The 25,262-nt window shown below is 40.9% G+C and carries 21 protein-coding genes; 3 read left to right on the forward strand and 18 right to left on the reverse strand.

Annotation, left to right across the window (positions count from 1 at the left end):
* Positions 1–163: 163 nt before the first annotated feature.
* The 6 genes from LXO72_RS09575 to LXO72_RS09600 all read right to left on the reverse strand — a co-directional run bounded on the left by LXO72_RS09575 (position 164) and on the right by LXO72_RS09600 (position 8,796).
* The gene (locus LXO72_RS09575; RefSeq protein WP_048714745.1) at positions 164–1,087 is read right to left on the reverse strand and encodes an ATP-binding cassette domain-containing protein; all 924 of its coding nucleotides are present in this window, start codon (positions 1,085–1,087) and stop codon (positions 164–166) included.
* Positions 1,088–1,096: 9 nt separating this feature from the next.
* Positions 1,097–2,164, reverse strand: a complete 1,068-nt coding sequence (locus LXO72_RS09580) for an ABC transporter ATP-binding protein (protein WP_125335844.1) — start codon at positions 2,162–2,164, stop codon at positions 1,097–1,099.
* Between the two features lie 11 nt (positions 2,165–2,175).
* Complete coding sequence (oppC, locus tag LXO72_RS09585; RefSeq protein ID WP_048692005.1) at positions 2,176–3,102, reverse strand: oligopeptide ABC transporter permease OppC; 927 nt, start codon at positions 3,100–3,102, stop codon at positions 2,176–2,178.
* Positions 3,102–4,601 (reverse strand): ABC transporter permease, encoded by a 1,500-nt coding sequence (locus LXO72_RS09590; protein WP_048692006.1) that lies wholly within the window; start codon positions 4,599–4,601, stop codon positions 3,102–3,104. The genes oppC and LXO72_RS09590 overlap by 1 nt, the downstream gene beginning before the upstream one ends.
* A 64-nt stretch (positions 4,602–4,665) precedes the next feature.
* Positions 4,666–6,651 (reverse strand): peptide ABC transporter substrate-binding protein, encoded by a 1,986-nt coding sequence (locus LXO72_RS09595; RefSeq protein ID WP_233332422.1) that lies wholly within the window; start codon positions 6,649–6,651, stop codon positions 4,666–4,668.
* A gap of 180 nt (positions 6,652–6,831) precedes the next feature.
* Positions 6,832–8,796 (reverse strand): peptide ABC transporter substrate-binding protein, encoded by a 1,965-nt coding sequence (locus LXO72_RS09600; protein ID WP_233332424.1) that lies wholly within the window; start codon positions 8,794–8,796, stop codon positions 6,832–6,834.
* A 173-nt stretch (positions 8,797–8,969) separates the two neighbouring features.
* On the opposite strand from LXO72_RS09600, the gene pbp3 reads away from it, so the two are divergent.
* Positions 8,970–10,211: a D-alanyl-D-alanine carboxypeptidase PBP3 gene (gene pbp3 / locus LXO72_RS09605; protein ID WP_233332433.1), complete on the forward strand. Its 1,242-nt coding sequence runs from the start codon at positions 8,970–8,972 to the stop codon at positions 10,209–10,211.
* A 66-nt stretch (positions 10,212–10,277) separates the two neighbouring features.
* Here the strand turns inward: pbp3 and LXO72_RS09610 are convergent, their stop codons facing one another.
* The 10 genes from LXO72_RS09610 to LXO72_RS09655 form a co-directional block, all read right to left on the reverse strand.
* Positions 10,278–10,850: a hypothetical protein gene (locus tag LXO72_RS09610; protein ID WP_233332435.1), complete on the reverse strand. Its 573-nt coding sequence runs from the start codon at positions 10,848–10,850 to the stop codon at positions 10,278–10,280.
* Positions 10,851–10,871: 21 nt separating this feature from the next.
* Positions 10,872–12,284 carry a Fe-S cluster assembly protein SufB gene (gene sufB, locus LXO72_RS09615; RefSeq protein WP_233332444.1) on the reverse strand — a complete coding sequence of 471 codons (1,413 nt, stop codon included), beginning with the start codon at positions 12,282–12,284 and terminating at the stop codon, positions 10,872–10,874.
* Between the two features lie 145 nt (positions 12,285–12,429).
* Positions 12,430–12,864, reverse strand: a complete 435-nt coding sequence (sufU, locus tag LXO72_RS09620; protein ID WP_195324800.1) for a Fe-S cluster assembly sulfur transfer protein SufU — start codon at positions 12,862–12,864, stop codon at positions 12,430–12,432.
* Positions 12,851–14,077 carry a cysteine desulfurase gene (locus LXO72_RS09625; protein WP_233332446.1) on the reverse strand — a complete coding sequence of 409 codons (1,227 nt, stop codon included), beginning with the start codon at positions 14,075–14,077 and terminating at the stop codon, positions 12,851–12,853. The genes sufU and LXO72_RS09625 overlap by 14 nt, the downstream gene beginning before the upstream one ends.
* Before the next feature lie 2 nt (positions 14,078–14,079).
* Entirely contained in the window at positions 14,080–15,342 is a 1,263-nt protein-coding gene (sufD, locus tag LXO72_RS09630; protein ID WP_233332448.1) for a Fe-S cluster assembly protein SufD, read from the reverse strand.
* A gap of 41 nt (positions 15,343–15,383) precedes the next feature.
* Entirely contained in the window at positions 15,384–16,154 is a 771-nt protein-coding gene (gene sufC, locus LXO72_RS09635; protein WP_048692034.1) for a Fe-S cluster assembly ATPase SufC, read from the reverse strand.
* A gap of 86 nt (positions 16,155–16,240) precedes the next feature.
* Entirely contained in the window at positions 16,241–17,398 is a 1,158-nt protein-coding gene (locus LXO72_RS09640) for a glycosyltransferase family 4 protein (RefSeq protein WP_233332450.1), read from the reverse strand.
* Positions 17,395–18,141 (reverse strand): adaptor protein MecA, encoded by a 747-nt coding sequence (gene mecA, locus LXO72_RS09645; RefSeq protein ID WP_233332451.1) that lies wholly within the window; start codon positions 18,139–18,141, stop codon positions 17,395–17,397. The genes LXO72_RS09640 and mecA overlap by 4 nt, the downstream gene beginning before the upstream one ends.
* A 164-nt stretch (positions 18,142–18,305) precedes the next feature.
* Positions 18,306–19,142: an undecaprenyl-diphosphate phosphatase gene (locus tag LXO72_RS09650; RefSeq protein WP_233332455.1), complete on the reverse strand. Its 837-nt coding sequence runs from the start codon at positions 19,140–19,142 to the stop codon at positions 18,306–18,308.
* A gap of 312 nt (positions 19,143–19,454) precedes the next feature.
* The gene (locus LXO72_RS09655) at positions 19,455–21,362 is read right to left on the reverse strand and encodes a DUF2207 domain-containing protein (protein WP_233332457.1); all 1,908 of its coding nucleotides are present in this window, start codon (positions 21,360–21,362) and stop codon (positions 19,455–19,457) included.
* A 120-nt stretch (positions 21,363–21,482) separates the two neighbouring features.
* On the opposite strand from LXO72_RS09655, the gene LXO72_RS09660 reads away from it, so the two are divergent.
* Together LXO72_RS09660 and LXO72_RS09665 are read left to right on the forward strand one after the other, a co-directional pair.
* Positions 21,483–23,057, forward strand: coding sequence for an ABC transporter substrate-binding protein/permease (locus LXO72_RS09660; protein WP_233332459.1), 1,575 nt, complete (start codon positions 21,483–21,485; stop codon positions 23,055–23,057).
* Positions 23,057–23,797 carry an amino acid ABC transporter ATP-binding protein gene (locus tag LXO72_RS09665; protein ID WP_009732258.1) on the forward strand — a complete coding sequence of 247 codons (741 nt, stop codon included), beginning with the start codon at positions 23,057–23,059 and terminating at the stop codon, positions 23,795–23,797. The genes LXO72_RS09660 and LXO72_RS09665 overlap by 1 nt, the downstream gene beginning before the upstream one ends.
* Before the next feature lie 195 nt (positions 23,798–23,992).
* Here the strand turns inward: LXO72_RS09665 and LXO72_RS09670 are convergent, their stop codons facing one another.
* Both LXO72_RS09670 and LXO72_RS09675 read right to left on the reverse strand, forming a co-directional pair.
* Positions 23,993–24,208, reverse strand: coding sequence for a capsule biosynthesis transcriptional regulator (locus tag LXO72_RS09670; protein ID WP_006594972.1), 216 nt, complete (start codon positions 24,206–24,208; stop codon positions 23,993–23,995).
* 109 nt (positions 24,209–24,317) lie between these two features.
* Positions 24,318–25,205, reverse strand: coding sequence for an SPFH domain-containing protein (locus LXO72_RS09675; RefSeq protein ID WP_023022202.1), 888 nt, complete (start codon positions 25,203–25,205; stop codon positions 24,318–24,320).
* Positions 25,206–25,262: the final 57 nt, after the last annotated feature.

Raw genomic sequence — 25,262 nt, forward strand, 5'->3', positions numbered from 1 at the left:
TGTTCAGTTTTCAAAGGTCTTTGTCGCTCTCGCGCGACAACTATATTAGTATATCACGTCCACTTCGCCTTGTCAATATCTTTTTTCTATTTTTTTAAAAAAAGTTTTTCTTTTTTTAAAAAAAATAGAAAACGAGAAGCGTATTCTTCTCGTTTTCTTATGATTATACAAGTTCTTTATATTTTTTCTGTTCTGCTTTATTTGCCCAAACGTAATGTCCAGGTTTGATTTCAACCATTTCTGGTTTGTCGGTTGAATAATCATGTTGATCAGGATCATAAACTTTCAGAACTTTTTTGCGTTCTAGAATTGGATCTGGAATTGGAACAGCAGATAGTAGAGATTGTGTGTATGGATGAATTGGATTATTAAACAATTCTTCCGTTTCAGCTACTTCTACAATAACTCCTTTGTAAATAACCGCAATACGATCAGAGATAAATCGAACTACTGAAAGATCGTGTGCGATAAATAGATAGGTCAAGCCCAACTCTTTTTGGAATTTCTTAAGGAGATTTAAAACTTGCGCACGTACGGATACGTCAAGGGCTGAAATTGGCTCGTCAGCGATAACAAATTCTGGCTCCATTACCAAGGCACGAGCAATCCCAATCCGCTGGCGTTGTCCACCAGAGAATTCATGAGGATAACGAGTTAAATGCTCTGCTAGAAGCCCCACTTCATGCATAATCTCTTTTACTTTACGTACTCGGTCTTCTTCATTTTCGAATAGGTGATAATTGTACAAACCTTCTGAAATAATGTAGTCGACTGTTGCACGCTCATTCAAACTTGCTGCCGGGTCTTGGAAGATCATTTGAATTTTTCGGATTAATTCATTTTCATCCTTACGCGATTGTTTCCCATTGATTTTTTTGCCATCATACAAGATGTCACCTGCACTAGTGTCATTCAAACCAATGATTGCACGACCAATTGTCGTCTTCCCACTACCAGACTCACCAACAAGAGAAAATGTTTCCCCTTTGTTGATGAAGAAATTTGCATTCTTTACAGCTACAAATTTTTTACTTCCTTCACCGAAGGAAATTTCTAGATCTTTAACTTCTATTAATTTTTCTGTCATTTCCTTCTCCTAGTCCTTGATTGTAGTGAATCCCATTTTCGCACTAATCTTTTCATGAAGATTATCAATAATTTCTGGTTTATTGACTTTTGGTGCATCTTCATGTAAGAGCCATGTTTTAGCCCAATGTGTATCTGAAACATTGAAGACCGGTGGATGTTCCTCGAAATCAATTTGCATAGCATAGTCTGAACGCAAAGCAAAGGCATCCCCTTTTACTGGCGAATACAATGATGGAGGAGTCCCTGGGATAGAATATAAATCACCTTTAGAGGTAGATAATTGTGGCAAACTTGAAAGGAGACTCCATGTATAAGGATGTCTTGGATCATAGAAGATTTCTTCTACTTTACCAAATTCTACAATTTCACCAGCATACATTACGGCAACCTTATCTGCAATACTTGCGACCACACCTAAGTCGTGGGTAATAAAGATTGTTGTAAAGTTATATTCTTTTTGCAATGATTTCAACAAGTCAATGATCTGGGCTTGGATGGTTACGTCAAGGGCCGTTGTTGGCTCGTCACAGATCAAGATATCCGGACGACAAGCAAGCGCAATAGCAATAACGATCCGTTGACGCATCCCGCCTGAATATTGGAAAGGATATTCATCAAAGCGACGTTCCGCTTCTGGGATTCCCACCTTTTCCATATAATCAATGGCCATTTCTCTGGCTTCTTTGGCACTCTTGCCTTGGTGTTTAATAATAACTTCCGTAATTTGTGATCCGATTGTATTAATCGGGTCCAAACTGGTCATTGGATCTTGGAAGATGGTTGCAATTTTTGCACCGCGGATATCTTCCCAATCTTTGTTTGACTTGAGTTCTGTTAATTCTTGCCCACGATAATTAATGCTACCATTGGCAATTCGTCCGTTGTCTTCTAACATTCCTGTGAAGGTTTTTGTGAGAACAGATTTACCAGAACCTGATTCACCAACAAGTGCCATGACTTCACCTTCAACAAGGTCTAAGGACACATTGCGAATGGCTGTTAAGACACGATCCCGAACATCAAATTCTACTACGATATCGCGAGCAGATAAGATTACATTTTTATCATTTGTCATACCTACTCCTCCTATCTATGTGTACGTGGATCGCTGGCATCTGCAAGGTTTTGTCCAACGATATAGAATGACAAGGATACCAAGACTAAAACTGTCAATGGAATCCAGAAAAGATACGCATTGGTTGTTACGTTTTGTGAGTAGTCTGAAATCAGACGACCTAAACTTGGAACTGTAATTGGCAATCCCAATCCAAAGAAGGAAAGGAAGGCTTCAGTTGAAATAAAGGCTGGCAACAATTGAGTTGTTGTCGTCACAATAACAGATACCAATTGCGGCAAAATGTTTTTTGTCACGATTTTTAGAGTTGGAGTCCCCAAAGTACGGCTGGCCAAGTTGTACTCTAAATCACGGTAACGCATAATTTGGACACGGATAGAATAAGCAATCCCAATCCATCCTGTTACCGTCATCGCCAAAATTAAGTTCCAGAAACCAGCACCGATTGAGTAAGTCAAGACAATAACAATCAACATGAATGGAACGTTTGAAATAACGTTATAAACTTCCATCATGAAGCGATCGATTGATTTTGACACACCCCAAATCCCACCAATCACTACACCGATTACAACGTTGATCAAGGTAGCAATAAAAGAGATGATAATCGAATTGCGGGCACCAAACCAAACTCCATCAAACAACGATTTACCATTGTTATCTGTACCAAAGAAAGCTTTGGCACTTGGAGGATTCAAACGAGCAGTGAAATCATTTACTTTACTTACATCATTGTAATCAAAGTTTGAAAACATTGGATAAACAAAACTCATCAAGAGAATTCCCACCAAGACTGCTAACATGAAAATGGTTGATTTCTTTTTGAAAAATTGGCGAAATACTGATTTCCAGTAGGAGTACGACGGCGCATCAATTGTTTCAGAGGCAAAGTCGTCACGTTCAACAAATTGGAATTTCTTTTTATCGATTGTAGACATTATTTGCCTCCTTTCTTAGTTGTCAATTTGATACGAGGGTCTACCATAACCATGAGGATATCACCGGCCATCGCTCCAAATACAGCAAGAACGGTGAAGATGAAGACAAGACCCACCACCATGGTATTATTCGATGCTTTGATGGAATCAATCAACATTTTACCCATACCAGGGAAGGCAAAGACAGTTTCTGTCAAGGTAGCTCCTGAGATAACCAAGACCAATTGAACAGGAATACCTGTAACGATTGGAACCATTGCATTCTTGAAAATATGCTTGCGTGAAATTTCTTTTTCAGAGAGTCCTTTAGCACGTGCAAAACGGACAAAGTCTTGTGAGTGCAAGTCAATCATATAACGACGAATCCAAACAGCCAAACCTGGAGCGGTCAATAGTCCCAGGATGACAGAAGGAAGAACGTACGATCTCCAGTCCTGAGCTCCTAAGACTGGGAAAGAGTCTGGAAGACCGATTGTTGAACCAACCAAGCGGACGATGTAGACCAAGGCAATCGTTGGAAGAGCCATCATCAATGTCAAGACAGCTGTTGAGGCACTATCAAACCATGTGTTCTTCAACAAGGCCATGTATGATCCCAATGGAATTGCGATCAAGTAAGCAATTGCAATCCCGATCAAGCCGATAATAGAAGAGCTCACAATCATGGATGGATTTTCATAGTTACTCAAAGTTGCTGTATAAGCATCTCCTTCACCAAAACGGGCAATATCTTGAGCATCTGCCTTGCTTGGTGATTTGTAAGTACGTGAGTAGATATCGATAGAAGATTCTTTTTTCCCTGTTGGGAAGTTTACTTCACTCTTTTTAGTAGTACCTTGTCCTTGTGTAATAACCTGAAGAACCGGCGTATTTGAATAAGTTGGATAAGATTCACCCAAGTTTAACGATACAAAATTTTGATGAATGAACGGGAATTGACCATTGAAATACAAAAGATATTTATGTTTAGTCCCCGAACCAACTACTGACCAACCAATAGCTGGATCATTTTCAATGCGAATATAGCGTTCAAGTTTTGGATTGGAAGCATCTTTGATGACATTTGGATGATCAATCTGAATCAGGTTGCCATAGAATCCAATAACACGTTCAAAGACAGGGACTTCACGAGTTGCGTAAAAGCCTTTGTTTTCAGGGAAACGTTTCAATACCCAGCCATTTCCAAGATTAGAAATGTACTTTTTGTAGATCTTTTCGTTTTCTTTAGTAGGCTCTACAGTTACTGATGAGTCTTCCTTGCTTGCTTTTTCTTTCAAAGCTTTTGAATCAAGATATTCTATATACCCCATACGATCATAGACTGTGTTTTCATAATTGATTTTAGAATCCTTAGTCTTTGCAATCTTATTGTAGTTAGGGTCGTTTTTGAAAATTAAATTTCTTGGGGTTAGCGTATAAATAATTGTATACGTCAATGTCGTAACTAAAAAGATCGACACTAACGAACGTAAAATACGCATAAATATATATTTTTTCATATTCCGTTCCTTTAATGTTCAAAAGAACTTTCTCCCCTATTAGAGAAAGTTCTGATGAAGGTGATTATTTAACGTGTTTTTCTAGTTCTTGCTGAGCTTTTTTATTTGAATCAGCTTTTTCTTTCAACCATTTTTCACGTTCTTGATCATATTGTTTTTTAGTGACAGGTTCATCTTGAACTTCAACATATTTGAAATAAGTTGATCCTTTGTTACCTGTTTGTGATGATGGTCCAGAGAATGGAACTACTTTTGAAACAACTGTTCCAGCACCTGAACTTGTCATAGTTGGAATCACTAATGCGCTATCTGTTAACCAAGCTTGAGCTGCTGCAAATTTGTCGTAACGAGTCACTACATCTTGAGTTTCTTTTTCTGCATCATCAAGCAATTTCGCAAATTCATCTAAACCGACTGCTTTAGCAGAAGCATTGTCGACACCACCAGCAAATCCAAGGTAAGTCTTAGTTTGGTCTGGTGAAGATGGTTGCAAGGTGTCAAGGTAAGTAGATGGATCATCGTAGTCTGGATTCCATCCTACAAGCCCTTGAAGATCCCAGTCAGTTTCTGCAGCTGATGGTACGTTCAATGTAATGTTCAAGACTTCATCTTGGTCCATCATTTGAAGGTCCACAACAACGTTTTCTGTACCAAGTGTTTCTTCAACTGATTGTTTGAAGGATTGCATCCGTGACACAAAGTTTGTTGAGTTTTGTGCAACCGGAACATCCAAGTGGATTGGGAATTGAACACCATCTTTTTGGAGTTCAGCTTTTGCTTTTTCAAACTGAGCTTTTGCTTTTTCCTTGCTATAAAGTCCGTTTTGACCGTCTGCAAGATTCACACCACTCCATTGATCTCCATAAGTTTGCAACTTGTCTGCTACTACATCACCAAAGTCTTTACCATTTACTTGAACAAAGGCAGGTGCGGTGTACATGTTCCGAATAGCAGCCTTAGCATAGTCTTTACCATTGACTTGCGCTGAATAATTCTCACGGTTCAAGGCAAAGGTGATGGCTTGACGGAAATTCTTGTTCAAGATAGCTTTCTTCGTAGAAGATTTCTGCTCATCTGAAGTTTTAGATGTGTGGTTGTAGGCTTGACGGTCAATGTTGAAACCTAAGACTGCTACACCAGAACCAGGCTGTGTGTTGTAGATATTATCTTTGTATTTTTCTTCAACAGACGCAAAGTTTGAACTTGCTGGGAAGAGACGAGCAACTGTGTATGATCCATCACTAAAGCCACGCGCCAAGGAATCTTGATCTGATCCATCATAATAAGACAATTTAATCTTGTCGATATGAACGTTGTCTTTATCCCAATAATCTTCGTTTTTCTCAAAAGTAATTTCTGATTTAGAAGTGATTGATTTCAAAAGGAATGGACCATTGAACAAGATTGATTTGACATTACCTGGCTGACCAAATTCATCACCCTTGCTCTTCAAGAATTCTGTACTAATTGGGAAAAGAACCCCATTAGTTGTTTTTGAATTCCAGAAAGTTTCTGGTTGGTTCAAAGTATACTCAAGTGTATAATCATCTACTGCTTTGACCCCAACCTCAGAGAAGTCTGAAATTTTTCCTTCTGAGTAGTCTTTCAATCCTTTGATTGAGTCTTTTACCAATGGAAGAGATTCTGATTTTTTATCCGCTGCATGCTTCAATCCAGTAACAAAGTCATGAGCTGTTACTTCACCATGCTCTTCACCGTCAGCATCATACCATTTAACACCCTTACGGATTTTGTAGGTATAGGTCAAACCGTCTTTTGAAACAGACCAATCTTCAGCAATAGATGGTACAAGGTTTCCGTATTTATCGTTCTCCAACAAACCATCTACACCGTTTGTTGTAATATCGTGTACGGAAGCTTTTGAAGATACAGTGTAATCCAAAGTTGTTGGATCATCTGTATAAACATAGCCATATGTTGTATCTTTTTTTGATGCAGACTTGCTATCTTTTGAGCCAGAACATGCTGCAAGGAAAGTTGCTGCGAGCAATGTTACTCCGGCAAATGCAAAAACTTTACTTTTTTTCATTTTGAGTCTCCATTTTATTGAATTTAGATAGAATTATAGCATAAGTGAGACAAAAAGTAAACTAAATTTTCTGAATATTTGGCAAGCGAAAGGAGCCACTAAGCGGAGGACTGTCTAAAAAATCAATCCTTTTTAGTGGCTCCTTCCCCTACTTGAACTTATGCGTTCTTACTTTCCCAGCTATTTCGATTCGATGTGGTTCTTTAATTCTTCTTGGGCTTTTTTATTGGATTCAGCCTTTTCTTTCAACCATTTTTCTTTACTTGCATCGTAATCCTTTGTCTTGATGACTTCTTCTGAAAGTTCAAGATATTTATAGTTGGTTCCTGTACCTTTTGTTCCAACCCATGAAGCAGCACGACTATATGGGACAGTCCGTTGCAACATTGGCGTTCCACCATTTGAAACAGTTGGTAAAATCAAAGAACTATCGGTTAGCCATGCTTGAGCGGCTGCGTATTTCTCATACCGTACAGCTTGGTCACTCACTTCTGCATTGGCATCTTTTAAGAGCTCTGCATACTTCCCAAAGTCAACTGCTGTAATAGCAGGGCTGTTTGAACCTGCATCCACACCTAGATAGTAGAAAACCGAACCGTTAACAGGACTTAAACTCTCTAAATAAGTAGATGGATCTTGGTAGTCTGGCACCCATCCTCCGCCTGCAAGGTCATAATCTTTCTCAGCAGCAGTGTCTGTAAAGTAGGTAATATTGTTAAAGTCATCATCAGATAATTTCTGAATATCTACGACAACATTGTCTGCACCAAGAACAGCTTCTACGGATTGTTTGAAGGAGCTAGCTTGTTGTACCTGGCTGTTATCTGTCTGACTAACAACGTAATCCAAATGAATTGGGAATTGTACCCCTTCTTTTTGTAGTTGTTCTTTGGCTTTTGCAAACTCAGCTTTGGCTTTCTCTTGATTGTAGAGGGTGGTTTGGGCATCATCTAGATTTACGTCTTTCCACTCATCCCCATAGGTCACCAATTGTTTCTCGACAACCTTACCGAACTCTTCGCCATTTACTTGAACAAAAGTCGGTGGAACCAAGGTATTTCGAAGAATCTTGGTCGCTGCATCTGCGCCAGATGTTTGTGCAGCATAGGCTTCACGGTCAAAGGCAAAGTTGACAGCTTGACGGAAATCCTTATTTAAAACCGCTTGTTTTGTAGACGATTTTTGAGCATCTGTCGTTTTGGCTGTATGGTTATACTTCTGACGATCGATGTTGAAGCCTAGATAGTAAGATGTACCATATTGAACACCATAAACAATATTATCACCAAATTTCTTTTTCACACTCTTATAAGTGGAGCTATTTGGCATTACCGTCGCAAATGAATATTGTCCATTCTCAAATTTCTTGATGACTGATTCTGGATCTGATCCGTCATTGTAAGTCAACTTCACATTATCAATATGAACATTCTTTTCATCATAGTATTCTTTATTTTTTACAAGTTCAATTTGAGATTTTGAAGTTAAATTCTTCAAATAATAGGGACCGTTATAGAGAATACTACTTGGTTTTAAAGAACCAAAGTCTTTTCCTTGAGATTCTAAGAAAGCTGCGTTAACTGGGAAAAGGACGCCTGATGTCGTCTTAGAATTCCAAAAGCTTTCTGGGCGTTCCAAGGTATATTGAACGGTGTAATCATCTAGGGCTTTCACGCCAACTGTCTTAAAATCTGTTGTTTCACCCTTGGCATAGGCATCCAAACCTTTAATGGAGTTTTGGATTAAGAAGAGACCTTCTGATTTTGATTCCACAGCATGTTTGATTCCTGTCACAAAATCGTGAGCTGTTACAGCACCATACTCTTCCCCTTCACTGGTGTACCATTTAGCATCTTTTCGAAGTTTATAGGTATAGACCAAGCCATCTTCTGAAACTGTCCAGTCTTCTGCCAAACTTGGGATTAAATTTCCATATTTATCATTTTCTAACAAACCATCAACAAGGTTACTTGTAATATCAGACGTCGTTGTACGAGTCGATGCAATGTAGTCCAATGTATTTGGATCTGTTGAATAAATATAAGAATAAGTAGATTGATTGCTGCTTCCACCACCGCAGGCTGTCAATAGAAGAGCGCTGGCTAGAGAAACACCGGCCAGTACGAACCGTTTATTTACTTTCATCACTATCTCCTTATGTTAGGTTTTCTACCATTATACACTATTTCTTCCATTTTACCAACTATCTTTCAAATCTGCCTATGACCTTTGAGTCCTAAGAGAGCAAAATAGGATTAGAGCAGTTGCCTTCTTTTATGATACAATAGTAGAGACAAAAAACAATCGAGGATTCAAACGTGAAAAAAATAATCACCTTACTTCTTTGTCTAATGCTTGCGCTTCTCAGTACGTCTCCTGTAAAAGCGGAGGACCTAGACCTTGGAGCCCAGCATGCTATTGCGATCGATGGGACAACAGGTAAAATACTCTACGAAAAAAATAGTGATGAGAAAAAAGAGGTTGGCGGAATCAGCAACCTTTTGACCACTTATCTCGTTTACGAAGCCATTCAGCAAGGAAAAATCTCTTTAACTGATGATGTGGATATTTCTGATAAAGCCTATCAACTGACAGCTGTTGAAGGAATCAGCAACGTTCCCATGGAAGCCCGTAAATACAAGGTCAAGGACCTGCTCACTGCTCTCCTCGTATCAAACGCCAATAGTGCCGCCATCGCCTTAGCTGAAAAAGTAGCTGGTAGCGAAGAAAAATTCGTCCTGCTCATGAAAGCAAAGCTCAAAGATTGGGGAATTACAGATGCGACGATTGTGAATGCTAGTGGATTGAATCAATCTATCATTGATGGGGATGAGGAAAATAAAAAGAAAAATACCGAAAATAAGCTGAGCGCTTATGATGTGGCAGTCATCGCAAAACATCTTCTAGAAGACTTTCCTGAAGTTACAAAAATCACCTCCCTCTCCCATGCAGAATTTGCTGGAATTCAATTGGAGAGTAGCAACTATATGCTGGAAAACATGCCCAACTATCGAGCTGGGGTGGATGGTCTAAAAACTGGAAATTCCGAAAAAGGAGGGATCTCATTTGTCGCTTCTACCAATCAAAATGGGATTCGAATGATTACCGTTGTCATTGGTGTTGAGGCAATCGATGGTGACCCTTACGCACGATTTGTTGCAACAGCCAACCTGATGAATTATGTGAGCCAAAACTTCGTTCCAAGCCTTATTGTCAGCAAAGGCGAAGCTTACAACAACAGTAAATCAACGGTTCACGATGGCAAGAAAACAAACGCCACTGCTGTTGCCAAGGATGACTTCATCGTGATCGAACGACAAGGAAGCCAAGCAGAAGCTAAAATCACCTTTAAAAGTAGCCAATCTTCATTTAGCGCTCCTATAAAGAAAGGTACTTCTCTCGGAACCCTTACCTACACTGATCCAGAACCCATCGGTCGAGGGTATATCGAAGGTAAAGCCCCTAGTATGGAAATGGTGAGCGGAGAAAATATCCAAAAAAGTTTCTTCTTAAAGGTGTGGTGGAATCAATTTGTTCGTTACGTCAACGAAAAACTATAAATGCTCATAAACAAAAAAAGAGGTCACCCTCTTTTTTTGTTTATTTTATTCCTGTCAACAGAACTTCTATCGAACTTCGAAATAAGGAAAAGCAGTATCGCTGTCTATTGGATGAGTCGGGATTTCTTGTTCAATCACCGCACGCCAACCCGCTACCAATTCTTCAAAAGATAAGCTAGCTTCAGGTGTAGCTGTTGTTAGCTTCCGACCAAACCAAGCCATGGTCGCCGTTTCTAATTGAAGCATGGCATAACTAATCACAGGAACATTGGCAGCTTCGTAATTTTCATTGACTGCATGGGCTACTGCTGGTGCTTGAGGCAAGAGTTGAAGGCGGATTTTTTCTACAAGTTCTGGATCCAATTCTTGCCAAGAAATTAATTTTCCATCGATTTGATAATACAAATCAAATGTTTCTTGACCCGGCTTAAAATTCACTAGCATAAAGGCACGATCCGCTTTATCAGGACCGCCAACAGCCTTCACAGCATTGATCAAGAGATTTTGTTCCATCTGTCTCCAATAATCATCTGCTTCTTCTGCTAGATCAATTGTAAAGGGGGGAACAATTTCCTCAACAGGAATTTCGCCCTTATTCGCTTTTTCAACATTACCAAATAATTTTTTTAAGAATCCCATTTTGCTTCTCCTTTTATCCCCTTAACCGACAGATCCTTCCATTTCATAGCTAATCAAGCGGTTGAGCTCAACTGCATATTCCATTGGAAGTTCTTTAGTGAAAGGCTCTACAAATCCCATGACGATCATCTCAGTCGCTTCTGATTCTGACAAGCCACGACTCATGAGGTAATAGAGTTGCTCTTCAGAAATCTTAGAAACCTTAGCTTCGTGCTCCAAAGCAACTTGTGAATTGTGAATTTCATTAAATGGGATGGTATCAGATGCAGACAAGTCATCCATGATAATGGTATCACACTCAATGTGACTGACAGATTTCGCTGAATCTTTATTGAAGGTCACTTGTCCACGGTAGTCAACCTTTCCTCCACCTTTCGCGATGGATTTTGAGACGATTGAAGAGCTGGTATGTGAAGCATTATGGATCATTTTAGCACCTGTATCTTGGTGTTGCCCCGCATTTGCAAAGGCGATAGAAAGCATAGTCCCACGCGCGCCTTCTCCATCCAGATAAACAGACGGGTATTTCATGGTCGTTTTAGCTCCGAGGTTTCCATCGATCCATTCAACTGTCGCATCTTTGGTTGCTTTGGCCCGTTTGGTTACCAAGTTATAGACATTGTCGGACCAGTTTTGGATGGTCGTGTAACGCATATAAGCGCCATCCAAGGCAAAAATTTCGACAATGGCTGCGTGCAGGCTATTGCTTGAATAAGTCGGTGCTGTACATCCTTCTACATAGTGGACGCTAGCGCCTTCGTCAACAATAATCAAAGTCCGCTCAAACTGACCTGTATTTTCATTATTAATCCGGAAGTAGGTCTGCAAAGGAACATCGACCTTTACACCCTTCGGTACATAGATAAAGGTCCCACCTGACCAAACAGCTGAGTTGAGGGCTGCCAACTTATTATCCGTTGGAGGTACCAACTTAGCAAAGTATTGCTTAAACAAGTCTGGATATTCCTTCAAAGCCGAATCTGTGTCCGTAAAGATAATCCCGAGCTTTTGGAATTCTTCCTTCATGTTATGGTAAACTACTTCAGACTCATACTGAGCAGCTGCTCCGGCTAGGTAAGCACGCTCTGCTTCTGGAATACCAATCCGTTCAAATGTTTCCTTAATTTTTTCAGGCACTTCATCCCAGCTACGTGCAGGTTTATCAGATGGTTTTTGATAATAAATCAAATCGTCAAAATCAATATCTGACAGGTCCGCTCCCCAAGTTTGCATCGGCATTTTTTTAAATGCTTCATAAGACTTCAAACGGAACTCCAGCATCCATTCTGGCTCATTTTTCGCAGCAGACAACTCGCGAATAACCGATTCATTCAACCCTTTTCCTGTTGACAAGATTGGATCTACATCATCGTGAAAGCCAAATTTATATTCACCAAGATCAATTGGTTTTGGTTCTACTCTTTCTTCTGTCATATCTTTCCTTTCATTTTCTTTTTAGCGCTCTTCCCATGTGATTACTTTTTCTAGTCTGGACCATCAGCAGCCGAATGTTGATATCATTTCTCACCAGAAGCTCGGTTAAAAAACCGACTTGAATCTTCATCACTTTTATTCATCATTAGGCTTGAGCATCGATTGCTTTCTTGAGAGCATTCCAAGCCAGGGTCGAGCACTTGATCCGTTGTGGAAATTTAGCAACCCCGGCTAAAAAGGCTGCATCTCCCAACTGGTCTTGACAGGCATCTTCTTTGCCTTGGACCATTTCTGAAAAAATAGTCGCCAACTCTAGCACTTCTTCTTTGGATTTTCCTAGGACAACGTCCGTCATCATACTAGCAGAAGCCGTCGAAATCGTACAACCTGAGTTGACAAAGGCAATGTCCTTGATTACTCCTTCATCATCAAACTGAACAGACAAACTAATCACATCGCCACAAGTTGGATTGTTTAAGTTGATTTGTTCAACCCCTTCAATCTTTCCATGGTGATGGGGATTTTTTGAATGGTCAGCTACTACAGCCATATAGAGGCTATCTAATTTAGAAAGTGCCATCGAAAAACTCCTTTGTTTTTATCAGCGCTTCTACAAGCTTATCACAGTCTTCCTTTGTATTGTAGAGATAAAAGCTAGCTCGAGCAGTCGCTGGAACCTCCAAATACTGGATCAAAGGTTGAGCACAATGGTGGCCTGCCCGAACGGCAACTCCTTCATAATCCAAGGCAGTCGCAAGATCATGAGGATGCAGATCCCCTAAGTTGAAGGAGATCACCCCAGAGCGTTTCGCTAAATCTTGGGAGCCATAGATTTTCAAGCCTTCAATCGCTTGAAGTTTAGGAAAGACGTAGGCAATCAAGTCTTGCTCGTGATGCTCAATGGCATCCATGCCAATGGCCTCCAAATAATCAATCGCCGCAGCTAAACCAATAGCGCCAGCCATATTTGGAGTCCCAGCTTCGAATTTCCAAGGGAGTTCCTTCCAGGTTGCGGATTGTTCATAGACAAAGTCAATCATTTCCCCACCAAATTCAACAGGTGACATTTGATTGAGATAGTGCTCTTTTCCATACAAGACTCCAATTCCTGTCGGTCCAGCCATTTTATGCCCGGAAAAGACAAAGAAGTCTGCATCTAGTTTTTGCACATCAATTTTCATATGCGGGACTGATTGAGCCCCATCCACTACCATAATGGCTCCTTTTTCATGAGCCAATTGAGCGAGTTCCTGGATAGGATTAATTACCCCGAGTACGTTAGAAGCATGGGTAATGGAAACAAATTTGGTTCGATCTGTCAATTTTTCTCGGAAATCCTCTAGATCCAGACCACCGTCTTTCAAGTAGGCATAGACCAACTTCGCCCCTGTCTTCCGACAAGCTTCCTGCCAAGGAAGGATGTTGGAATGGTGTTCCATAATAGAGATGAGGACCTCATCCCCCTCTTCGAGGATTTCCTCTGCAAACCGCCCAATACAGTTCAAACCTGTCGTAGTCCCTCTCGTAAACAAGACCTCTTTGGTCGAGGAAGCATTTATAAAACGACGGACAGTTTCTCTTGCTGCTTCATAGGACGCGGTCGCCCGTTCGGCCAAGGTATGAACCCCGCGGTGAACATTGGCGTTATTCTCTTGGTAATAGCGATTCACCGCTTCTAGGACAGCTTTTGGTTTTTGTGTCGTCGCTGCATTATCTAAATAGACAAGCGGCTCATCATTCACTATTTGATCTAAAATCGGGAAATCTTTCCGAATCTTTTCGACATCTATCATGTTTATCTCTTCAATAATTTATCTTCAATGGTTTGGATCATTTCTTCACGAACTTCTTTGACTGGAATCTCCACGATCACTGATCCAAGGAACCCACGAACCACTAGGCGTTCTGCAGTTGCCTGATCCAAGCCACGGCTCATGAGGTAGTACATGTCTTCTGGATCTACCTGACCGATAGAAGCTGCGTGACCTGCAGTCACATCATTTTCATCGATCAAAAGAATTGGGTTAGCATCGGAACGAGCTTGGTCAGAAAGCATTAACACACGGCTTTCTTGTTGGGCATCTGCCCCTTTTGCTCCTTTAATAATGTGGCCAATCCCGTTGAAGGTCAAGGTTGCCTTTTCAAGAATGACCCCATGTTGGAGAATGTTCCCTACCGAATTGCAACCATAGTTGGTTACACGGGTATCAATCCCTTGTACCTGACGACCACTAGATAGGGCTACGACCTTCAAGTCAGCATGGCTGCCGTTTCCTATCAAGTCACTATCAAAGTCAGCAACGACATTTCCTTCGTTCATGACACCGATTGCCCAGTCAATGCTAGCATCCTTACCTAGTTTCCCACGGCGGCTAATGTAGGCAGTGACATTCTCACCAAGACGATCAATCGCAGCAAACTTCACTTGCGCACCTGAACGTGCAATGACTTCTACTGTGATATTGGCAGTTGCTTTAGCACTACCCTCACCACGTGACTCCAGACGCTCAAGGTAGCTAATCTTACTGTTCTTACCAGCGATAATCAAGATGTGCTTGTTAAATGGCACATCGCTATCACTATCCTGGTAGAAGACACCCTCGATTGGCTCCGCGATTTCTACATGATCTGGAATATAAAGAACAGCTCCACTATTGAAATAAGCTGTGTGGTAGGCTGCCAACTTGTCATCATCATATTTAACGGATGACATAAAAAAATCTTCTACGACCTCTGGAATTACTTCCAGAGCTGAGTGGAAGTCTGTAAAGATGACTCCCTGGTTGGCCAAGTCAACTGGAATCTGTTCAAATACTGTATGAGTTCCATGCTGAACCAATTTTAATTGATTGTCAATCGCAGTGAAGTCTGGCACAGCAGTAAGGGGCTCACTTTCTGTGATCGTTCCATCGCCAAGATTCCAACGATGAAATTTCACGCGTTCAATCACGGGTAGTTCTAAATCATCAATTTTATCAAAAGCCTTCTGGCGCAAGTCCTGCAACCATTGGGGCTCTGCATGCATTTCTGAAAAAAGTTTGATATTTTCTTTGGTCATTTACTCCTCCTCAAAGATCCTGTTCAGTTTCGGACACAAGATTAGAGTTCTTCTTTGTAGTCGTAACCTAACTCTTCTGCTAATTTCGCGTATCCTTCACGCTCCAAACGCACAGCAAGTTCAGGACCACCTGAAAGGACAACACGACCTTCCATCATCACGTGAACCACATCAGGAGTAATGTAGTTTAAAAGACGTTGGTAGTGGGTAATAATCATGGCACCAAAACCTTCGCCACGCATTTCATTGACCCCTTTTGAAACTACTTTAAGGGCATCAATATCCAAACCGGAGTCAATCTCATCAAGAAGGGCAAACTTCGGTTCCAACATCAACAATTGCAGAATCTCATTGCGTTTCTTCTCACCACCTGAGAAACCTTCGTTCAAATAGCGTTCTGCCATTTCTTCCTTCATATTGAGGAGTTCCATTTTCTGGTCCAATTTTGTGATGAAATCACGAACAGAAATTTTTTCATCCTCTTCTTTGCCCGCATTCATGGCTGCACGAAGGAATTCAGCATTGGTAATTCCTGGAATTTCTGATGGGTATTGCATAGCCAAGAAAAGGCCCATGCGAGCACGTTCATCCACTTCCAATTCAAGGATATTCACTCCATCAAATAGAATTTCACCCTTGGTCACTTCATAGTTTGGGTTCCCCATGATGGCTGCAGATAGGGTTGATTTCCCTGTCCCGTTAGGTCCCATGATGGCTGCAATTTCCCCTGTTTTAAGGGTCAAGTTCACGCCTTTTAAAATTTCCTTGCCTTCAATTTCTACATGAAGATCTTTAATCTCTAATACTGACATTTGTATTCCTTTCTGCTATAGAGTTTTGTCTTATCTAGTATAACAAAAAAAAGCCTAAAAGGCTTTTCTGGTGTTTAGAATCGTTCTTATTTAGTCTTGTTTTTTCTATTTTGTCGAACTTCCTCTCGATAGGCAGAATTTCCGATATAGCGTAAGCAATTGAGGAGCGGACTATGGTTCGGACCTAAGACTCCAATCAATTCTGCTAATAATTCAACTCCTAATACCAAACCGATGACAAGCAGAACGCCACCAATACGAGTCGAAATATTCAATAGAAGAGAAATCATAGCAAAAATCATCGAAATTCCATAGATGACCAAGACAGTTCCACGATGCGTTAAGCCCAAAGAAAGTAGGCGATGGTGCAAGTGATTCCGGTCTGGGGCATAGAACTTCTGGCCAGAGAGAGTCCGACGAACAATCGCTAAAAAGGTATCCGTAATGGGAACTCCCAAGATAATCATCGGCGTGACAACCGCAACTGCCGTCGCATTCTTAAGACCTTGCAAGGACAAAACAGAGATCATAAAACCAATGAAGAGGGCACCTGTATCCCCCAAATAAAGAATCGCTGGATGATAATTAAAGGGGAAGAAACCAGCAATGGCCATGACTAAGACAAAAATCGTCATAGTCAGAAAGAGATTGGGCACTGGGAGAAAGAAATGAGAAACAATCCCCATCGTCACCAAGGAAATAATCGAAACCCCACTGACCAGGCCATCCAACCCATCAATCAAATTGACTGCATTGGTAATCGAAATGATCCAAACGACTGTTAAAATATAGGACAACCAGGGATCAAAATGAAGAAATGGCCCTCCAAAAGGGATCTTGAAATCATTTAAGCGAAAATCTGTAAAGAACCAGATCACACTAGCCCCTAGGAAAATCCCCAGCATCTTTAACCGCGGCGATAATTCTTTTATATCATCGATTAAACCAGTCAAACCTATAATCCATCCTCCAACGACAACTGGTAAAGTATAGGTCAGATAAGATGTCTTAGCTACATAGCCTTTGGTAATCATCGGTAGCAATACCACGGTTGCAATGGTGAAAGCAAGAAGAATGGCTAAACCACCAGCGCTGGGCATTGGTTTTTTATTGATCCGACGCGCATTTGGATAGTCTACGGCATCTATTTTAAAGGCCAATAACCTCACAAAGGGAGTTAGAATCAAACTGATCAAAAAAGTTGCAATCAGGACCAGGATAAATTGTAATGGAAAAGTAATCATACCAAATTAACCTTTTGAAGTTCGTGAATAGCATCTGAGACGAGCAAGAGATGGCCATGTTCCTGGAGGACAGCTCTAGTAGTATCTGTATCTTCCGCATATTCACGCATGGTTGCCAAGAGCCAACCTGGATAATCTTGCGGGCACCCTTCCAAATCAATCAAGACGGTTAAATAGTAAACCCCGTCCATTTTATAAAGTTCCGAAGTCTCGACCGCATAATGAACTGTCTTTGTAAACCGAATCACTTCTTCTAACTGAGAGAACTGGAGGATATAATAAATATACCGTGTATCTACTGGATGATTCTGTGTATCTTCTTCTGAAAGCTGATTCTCATCAGCCAATTCCTCAGCTTCTAAATGACGGATAGCATCGCCGTCTCCCTTACTCTTTTCAGAGATGGTTTTTTCCAAGGTCTTGATAAATTCGTCTGGAGACATTTGCGACAATTCTTCCATATCAGGCAAGTCGGAAAAGTCTTCAAAATTTAGATGCTGATCAATTTTTGATTTGGTCACAAAAACATCGAGCTTATCCGGCTTAGGAGTCACTCGGAAACTCAACATGCCACTGTCTAAGAAGCTTTCTGGCATTTCCAATTCATCTAAGATGGTATAGAAAAATTCTTCTGTTTTTTCTTGAGGCACCAAAAAATCAGCCATTTCCATGCCTCGTTCCTCCAAATCCTCTAATTGAATCGTGATTTTAATGGTTGAATCACTGATTTGCTTCATCTTCATGACTGCACCTCATACTGTTAGTCTTTCTATTATACTAAAAAGGGACATATTTTTCAAAACATGACCCCCCATCTCAGATATGAAAAAACTTAAACAAAAGAGCACTTCCTCCCCCCTCAAACATAGCCATTTGAAGAGAAAGAAGAAGCACTCCTATCTCATGGTTAGATAAAGATTTTAATTACTGCATAGACCAGCAAAATCGCTCCCAAAACAATCCGATATTTTCCAAAAACCGTGAAGTCATGAGTTTTAACATAATCTGTCAAGAAGCGAATTGCTACCATACTGACTCCGAAGGCAACTGCCATAGCGACCAAAAGGATCGTTCCTTGGCTGAAGCTTAAAGCATTTCCTCCCAAGACAAACTTAGCGACCTTTAATAGACTAGCTCCAAACATAGCAGGAATCCCCAGATAGAAGGTAAATTCTGTCACAACTGAGCGGCTAACTCCATTGACCAAACCACCTACAATCGTTGCACCTGACCGACTGGTCCCTGGGAAAAGTGACAAGACTTGGAACAAACCAATATAGAGAGCAGTCTTATAAGGCAACTTGTGTAATTCCGTCACTTCTGGCTCTACTTGCTCCCGTTTTTCAAGGTAAATAAAGGCCCACCCATAGGTGATCAGCATGATGGCTACAGAAAAAGAGTTATGAAAATGAGCTTCAAACCAATCATCCAATTTAAAGACAAAGAGCAAAGGTAGGGTCGCTACAGCAACCTTGGCCCACAATTGCCAAGTCCGTCTCACCTCTTTTTTCGATTTTCCAGGCTTAAATGGATAAAGCTTGTCGAAGTAAATCACGACGACGGCCATAATAGCACCAAGCTGAATAACAACATTAAACATCTCCATAAAGGCAGGGTTCTGATCCTTAAACTGAATAAAGTCTTGGATCAAAATCAAATGACCTGTACTTGAGATTGGAAGCCACTCGGTGACTCCTTCAACGATTCCAAAAAGAATCGCTTTTATCACTTCAATGATAAGCATCTTCTTCTCCTAAACTTACATTTGCTATATTATAACACATTTCTAGCCATAGAACCAGATGTGCTTGCAAGGATACATAGACTAAAAAAGAGAGTGGGACAGAAATCGGTAATTCGTTAGAATTCGATTTCGTCGTCCCACCTCCGCACAGTTGAGTAGGGCTGTAAAAGCTGATGAAATCAGCGTAGTAGAGCCCACTCAACCACTGCGTCTTGCTCAACAATCCCAAAATAATTGAGAGGCTAGGACTTTTGTCCCAGCCTCTTCTATAAAATTATACACACAACTGTGGCTAGCTAGCACTTTTCGACTCTAAAAAGCACCGAAGCCACCGCCGCCACCGCCACCAGAGAAGCCACCACCAGAACTACCACCCGAAGATACTGTAAAATGACTAGCAGTTGTCGCGGTCGTTCCATAAGTAGATAAGAGATGGCTGGAATGGATCAGATTACTACGAAATGGAGTGTAGACATAGGCATCCATACTTGGGTTGTCTAGGTGGATTTGACGAAGTTTCATCACTTTACTTACTTGATCTGCAAAACCAAACAGAGTAGCATAGACTAATAAGCGATTCCATAAAACCAGCGATTGAACTTCTGCTTCTTCCAAATGAGCGATATCCCGCAACATATTACGGAAGCTATCCCAGTAATAGCGCTGTTCTGCACCGAGGTCCGTTGGGACTCCATCCCGTCGATAGAGGGTGAACTTCCCTTGGAAGGATGCCGGAAGAATCCACATTACCAACACATAGATCACACAAAAGATAGAGAGCCAATTCAAGATGAAATAAGCAATTAGGCCGGCTACCAAAGCAATGCTCCACGCAGCCCATCCAAAGAAGAGACACATACGGCCTGCACGATCCTCCCCTACCTCTAAAGGACGGTAGTAAGGAGAAAGGGCAAAGGTTTGGATCTTTTGTTGAACTGCCTGAGCGACACGAGAAATCGCTGCATCAATCCGATCTTGCGCTTGTTTTCCTCGCTTGCGAATGGCATCTTGCTCTTTCTCAGAGGCATATTTATAGAGAGAATCCGAAATTTCATAATCTGAAAACAAGTCATCTGTTCTACAATATTTTTGAGAACCGAAAGCTAGTCTAAGAAATTCGCGCTCAAATTCATCCAATGTATCTTCATTTTGAATGGTTAAAACTGTATGAGTGTCGTATTGCTCACAGATGATATTTTTTCGATCAATCAAATCAAGTAAGGTTGCTTGCACCAACTGATCAAATTTAAAGGCGCCCCGAGCATGTTTTTTGGTTGGAGAAATCTCATCTAGCTCTGTAGAGTATACAATCGAGGCCATTAGTAGAGGCGCAACGTCATTTGGAATCTCATACAAGCGGCTATTTTTTGGGAAAACTCTGGTAGAAGTCACAGATTGCATGAATTGATGACGATAATAAATAGCAAGAAGAAGGATGAACAGAATAAGGATTGGGAGTAGGACCTTCATAAATAAGCGAATCCAGGTCCGTTTTTGAACAATTCCTGCTTCCGTCCGATGATAGTTGGACTCCTCCATCAAACCTGTATCGCGATAGGATTCCCCAAAGGAAGCTACATCCGATTTCCGCCAGTAAGCATAAATTTCAACACCTTCTTTTCGTTTCAGATTCTCTAGAGTAGCCTTATAGTTTGCTTCTTCTTTCTGAACAGTTGCCTCAGCCCCCAAATAAGCCGTATGGATATTCAGTTCCGACTTCGAGGCAGGCGTGGCAAATTTCGGGATAACCTGTAACTCTACTTTTTTGACCTCTTGATCCCCATCACTGATTGGTTTCCAGTTCAATAATAGGATATCTTGGTGAACATAGAGCAGGTTTTTTAAGCGCCAGATAACCTTTATCTTGACAGTATCCCCTGCACTTCCGCCGTTATAAATCTTTACCTGATAACCATCGCCTAAATTATGAACTTCTGGTTCTTGCGACAAGGTTCTACCTTCCACTTCCACCAAAGGAGGAATGACTATTTCAAAACCTTGAGGCATTTTACCCGCACTTCCCAAGGTGACATATTGACCATTATAGGAAGTTGTAAAATGATAGACCAATTCTTCCTCATAGGTAGCATCATCCCAAGTTTCCAAGGTAAGAGTCCCCCGATAAGACTGAACCTCATAGGAAGGACCATCCGCTTTTACAAAACCTGTTACAAATAGACAGGCCAACACTGCCAATAGAACATACAGAATTTTTTTCATTTCCCCTATACTCCTTTGGTTTATTATAGCATTTTTTCATGAAAAGGCTATCAGGTTTGAAAAGTAGACCAATTTCCTGTACAATAAGATGATACTATTTATAAAGGAAGAGGAGACTACATGAAAAAAACTATCATTGGAGTCTTTGCCGGAATATTGACAGTACTATTCATTTTTCTGGCAATGACTCAAGGTTCAAAAGAAGATGAATATCTGCGTATTGGTATGGAGGCGGCTTATGCTCCTTTCAACTGGACTCAAGAAGATGACTCAAATGGAGCCGTGAAGATTGATGGCACCAACCAATATGCCAATGGATATGATGTTCAAATTGCCAAAAAAGTAGCTGAGAAGCTTGGAAAAAAACCACTAATTGTAAAAACATCTTGGAATGGACTTATCCCAGCTCTCTCATCTGGAAAAATCGATATGATCGTCGCCGGGATGAGCCCTACTGAAGAGCGTAAAAAAGAAGTAGCATTTTCAAATAGCTACTATACCAGTGAGCCAGTCATGCTGGTACGTAAAGATGGAAACTATGCGAATGCCACTAGTCTAGATGACTTTAAGAATGCAAAGGTCACCTCTCAACAAGGGGTCTACCTATATAATCTCATCTCGCAATTAAAAGGGGCCAAAAAAGTGACTGCGATGGGCGACTTTGCCCAGATGCGTCAAGCTTTAGAATCTGGCGTTATCGATGCCTATGTTTCTGAGCGTCCCGAAGCCCTTACCGCCGAGTCCGCTAATCCTAAATTTAAGATGATCCAATTCAAAAAAGGATTTGAAGTTGGAGAAGAAGATGCGACCATCGCTATCGGGATGAAGAAGGGTGACACTAGACTTGACCAAGTCAATGCGGCACTAGCCAATATTTCATCTGAAGACCAAGTCAAACTGATGGATGACATGGTTACAAAACAACCTGTTTCAACAGATACTAGTGAAAGCAAGGAACCTTTCTTTGACCAAGTAGTAAACATCTTAAAAGAAAGCGGTCCACAGTTCTTGCGTGGAACTGGAATGACCCTCCTCATCTCCATGACGGGAACCATTGCTGGGTTGATTATCGGTTTGTTAATTGGTGTCTTCCGAACTGCCCCTATGTCTAAGAACAAGGCCCTCGCCGCCTTGCAAAAATTCTTCGGTTGGTTCCTCAATGTCTACATTGAAATCTTCCGTGGAACTCCGATGATTGTTCAATCCATGGTTATTTTCTACGGTTCAGCCCAAGCCTTCAACATTTCCTTGGATCGTACCTGGGCGGCTATCTTTATTGTTTCGATCAATACAGGGGCTTATATGAGTGAGATTGTTCGTGGAGGAATCTTAGCAGTGGATACTGGTCAGTTTGAAGCGGCTACCGCTCTAGGAATGACCCATGGACAAACCATGCGTAAGGTCGTCCTTCCTCAGGTCGTTCGGAATATCTTGCCAGCGACAGGGAATGAATTTGTCATCAACATCAAGGATACATCTGTCTTGAACGTTATCTCCGTGGTCGAACTTTACTTTACAGGAAATACAGTTGCAACACAGAATTTCAAATACTTCCCAACCTTTACGATTATTGCGGTTATTTACTTTATCCTGACTTTCACTATCACCCGTATCCTTCGTTACATCGAACGTCGCTTAGATTCTGATACCTATACTACTGGTGCCAATCAAATGCAAGTCAAAGAGGTGAAATAATGGCAGAAAAAATACTTGAAATCAAACACTTAAAAAAATCCTACGGTCAAAACGAAGTTTTGAAGGACATCTCTCTTTCTGTTGAGAAGGGTGAAGTAATCTCCATCATTGGGAGCTCTGGTAGTGGGAAATCTACCTTCCTTCGCTCCATCAATCTCTTAGAGACACCGACTGATGGGGAAATCCTCTACCGGGGGCAAAACGTTCTTGATCCTGACTATGATCTCACCCACTATCGGGAAAAATTGGGCATGGTTTTCCAAAGCTTCAACCTATTTGAAAACTTAAATGTCTTAGAAAACACCATTGTCGCTCAGACAACTGTCCTAAAACGGGACAGAGAAACGGCTGAGAAGATTGCTAAAGCGAATTTAGAGAAAGTTGGTATGGGAGAACCTTATTGGGCTGCTCGTCCAAAACAACTTTCAGGAGGACAAAAACAACGGGTCGCTATCGCTCGGGCCCTCTCTATGGATCCGGATGCCATTTTGTTCGATGAACCAACCTCTGCTCTGGACCCTGAAATGGTCGGAGAAGTTCTTAAAATTATGCAAGACTTAGCCAAAGAAGGCTTAACCATGATCGTGGTCACCCACGAAATGGAATTTGCACGAGACGTCTCAAGTCGTGTTATCTTTATGGACAAGGGGGTCATCGCTGAACAAGGTGATCCGAAAGAAATCTTTACCAATCCAAAAGAAGAACGGACCAAAGAATTCTTACAACGTTTCTTAAACTAAAACAAACTCCCTCACTGGAAATCCTTCCGATGAGGGAGTTTTTTAATACCTTCAATTGAAAGTATGATTCCACACATAAACTTGTTGAAATCCTTTGATAGATATGAAGAAAACTAGTGATACTTTCCTACGATATCCTGATTTATACTATATAAAAAGAAGGGAAGCTTTTTCCCTTCTTTTTTATATCTAAGTTTAATTTTCGAATTTTTGATGATTCTTATCATAAAAATCGATCAAGCCAAGCGCAGTTTCAAACGAAATGTTTTTCACTTTTGCACGACCTTGCGCAAGTGCAATGATAGACATTTCACGGGCGTTCGTTTCTTTACTGATACGATAGCCAGTGATCTTTTTATCACGTACCCAACCAACAACTGATTCCACTTTTTCGAAGTTCGATTTAGCCATGATTCTTCTCCTATATTATTATTTCCAATACTAATATAAAATTTTTTGCATATTTTGTCAACCATAATAGCTGAAAATACGAACAATTTTAAAAAAGTCAGATATTTTGTTATTTAGCTTTTAAAGCTGAGAGGATTTGGGTGCGAATATTCTCTACGCCATCCGGATTTGCTGGTAAGAAGAGGGTATTGGTACCTTGTTTTTCTGCAAAGTTATTCAAAGTATCCAAATATTGGTTGGTCAAAAGAATCGACATGATCTGTTCTTCTGTCAAATTCACATTGGTGTCTTTCAATTCCTTGATAGAATCTGCCAAACCATCTACAATGGCCTTCCGTTGCTCTGCAATCCCGACCCCGTGAAGGCGATCTTTTTCAGCTTCCGCTTCGGCTGCGGTAACAATTTTAATCTTATCCGCTTCAGCCAATTCTTGAGCAGCCACACGTTTCCGTTGAGCAGCGTTGATTTCATTCATTGACTGCTTCACTTCAGCATCTGGTTCAACCTTGGTAATCAAGGTTTTTACAATGATATACCCGTAGGTTGACATTTCTTCAGCTACTTGTTTTTGAACCTCAAGGGCGATTTCATCCTTTTTCTCAAACAATTCATCCAAGGTCAACTTTGGAACAGATGAGCGCAGAGCATCTTCGATGTAAGATTTGATCTGAGCTTCTGGACGCATCAATTTGTAGTAAGCATCCGTTACATTGTTTTCATTTACACGGTATTGTGTCGCGACATTCATAGTAACGAATACGTTATCTTGTGTCTTCGTTTCGACTACAATCTCGCTTTGCAAGAGACGCAATTGCACACGCGCAGCAATTTTATCGATTCCAAATGGTGCACGGACATGAATCCCACTGTTGCTGATCTTTTGATAGCGTCCAAAACGCTCAATAATTGCAACAGATTGTTGTTTCACCACATAGAGTGAGCTAATGAATACAGTAGCTCCAACTACTAGAATAGCCAATAGAAAAATCCAAATCATTTACTGATTCTCCTTTATATTTTATTACTTTTTTGAAGTGACTCTTTGTTAAAGAAG

Origin of the sequence: Streptococcus sp. XMC (genome assembly GCF_021341835.1) — a bacterium.
GTDB lineage: Bacteria > Bacillota > Bacilli > Lactobacillales > Streptococcaceae > Streptococcus.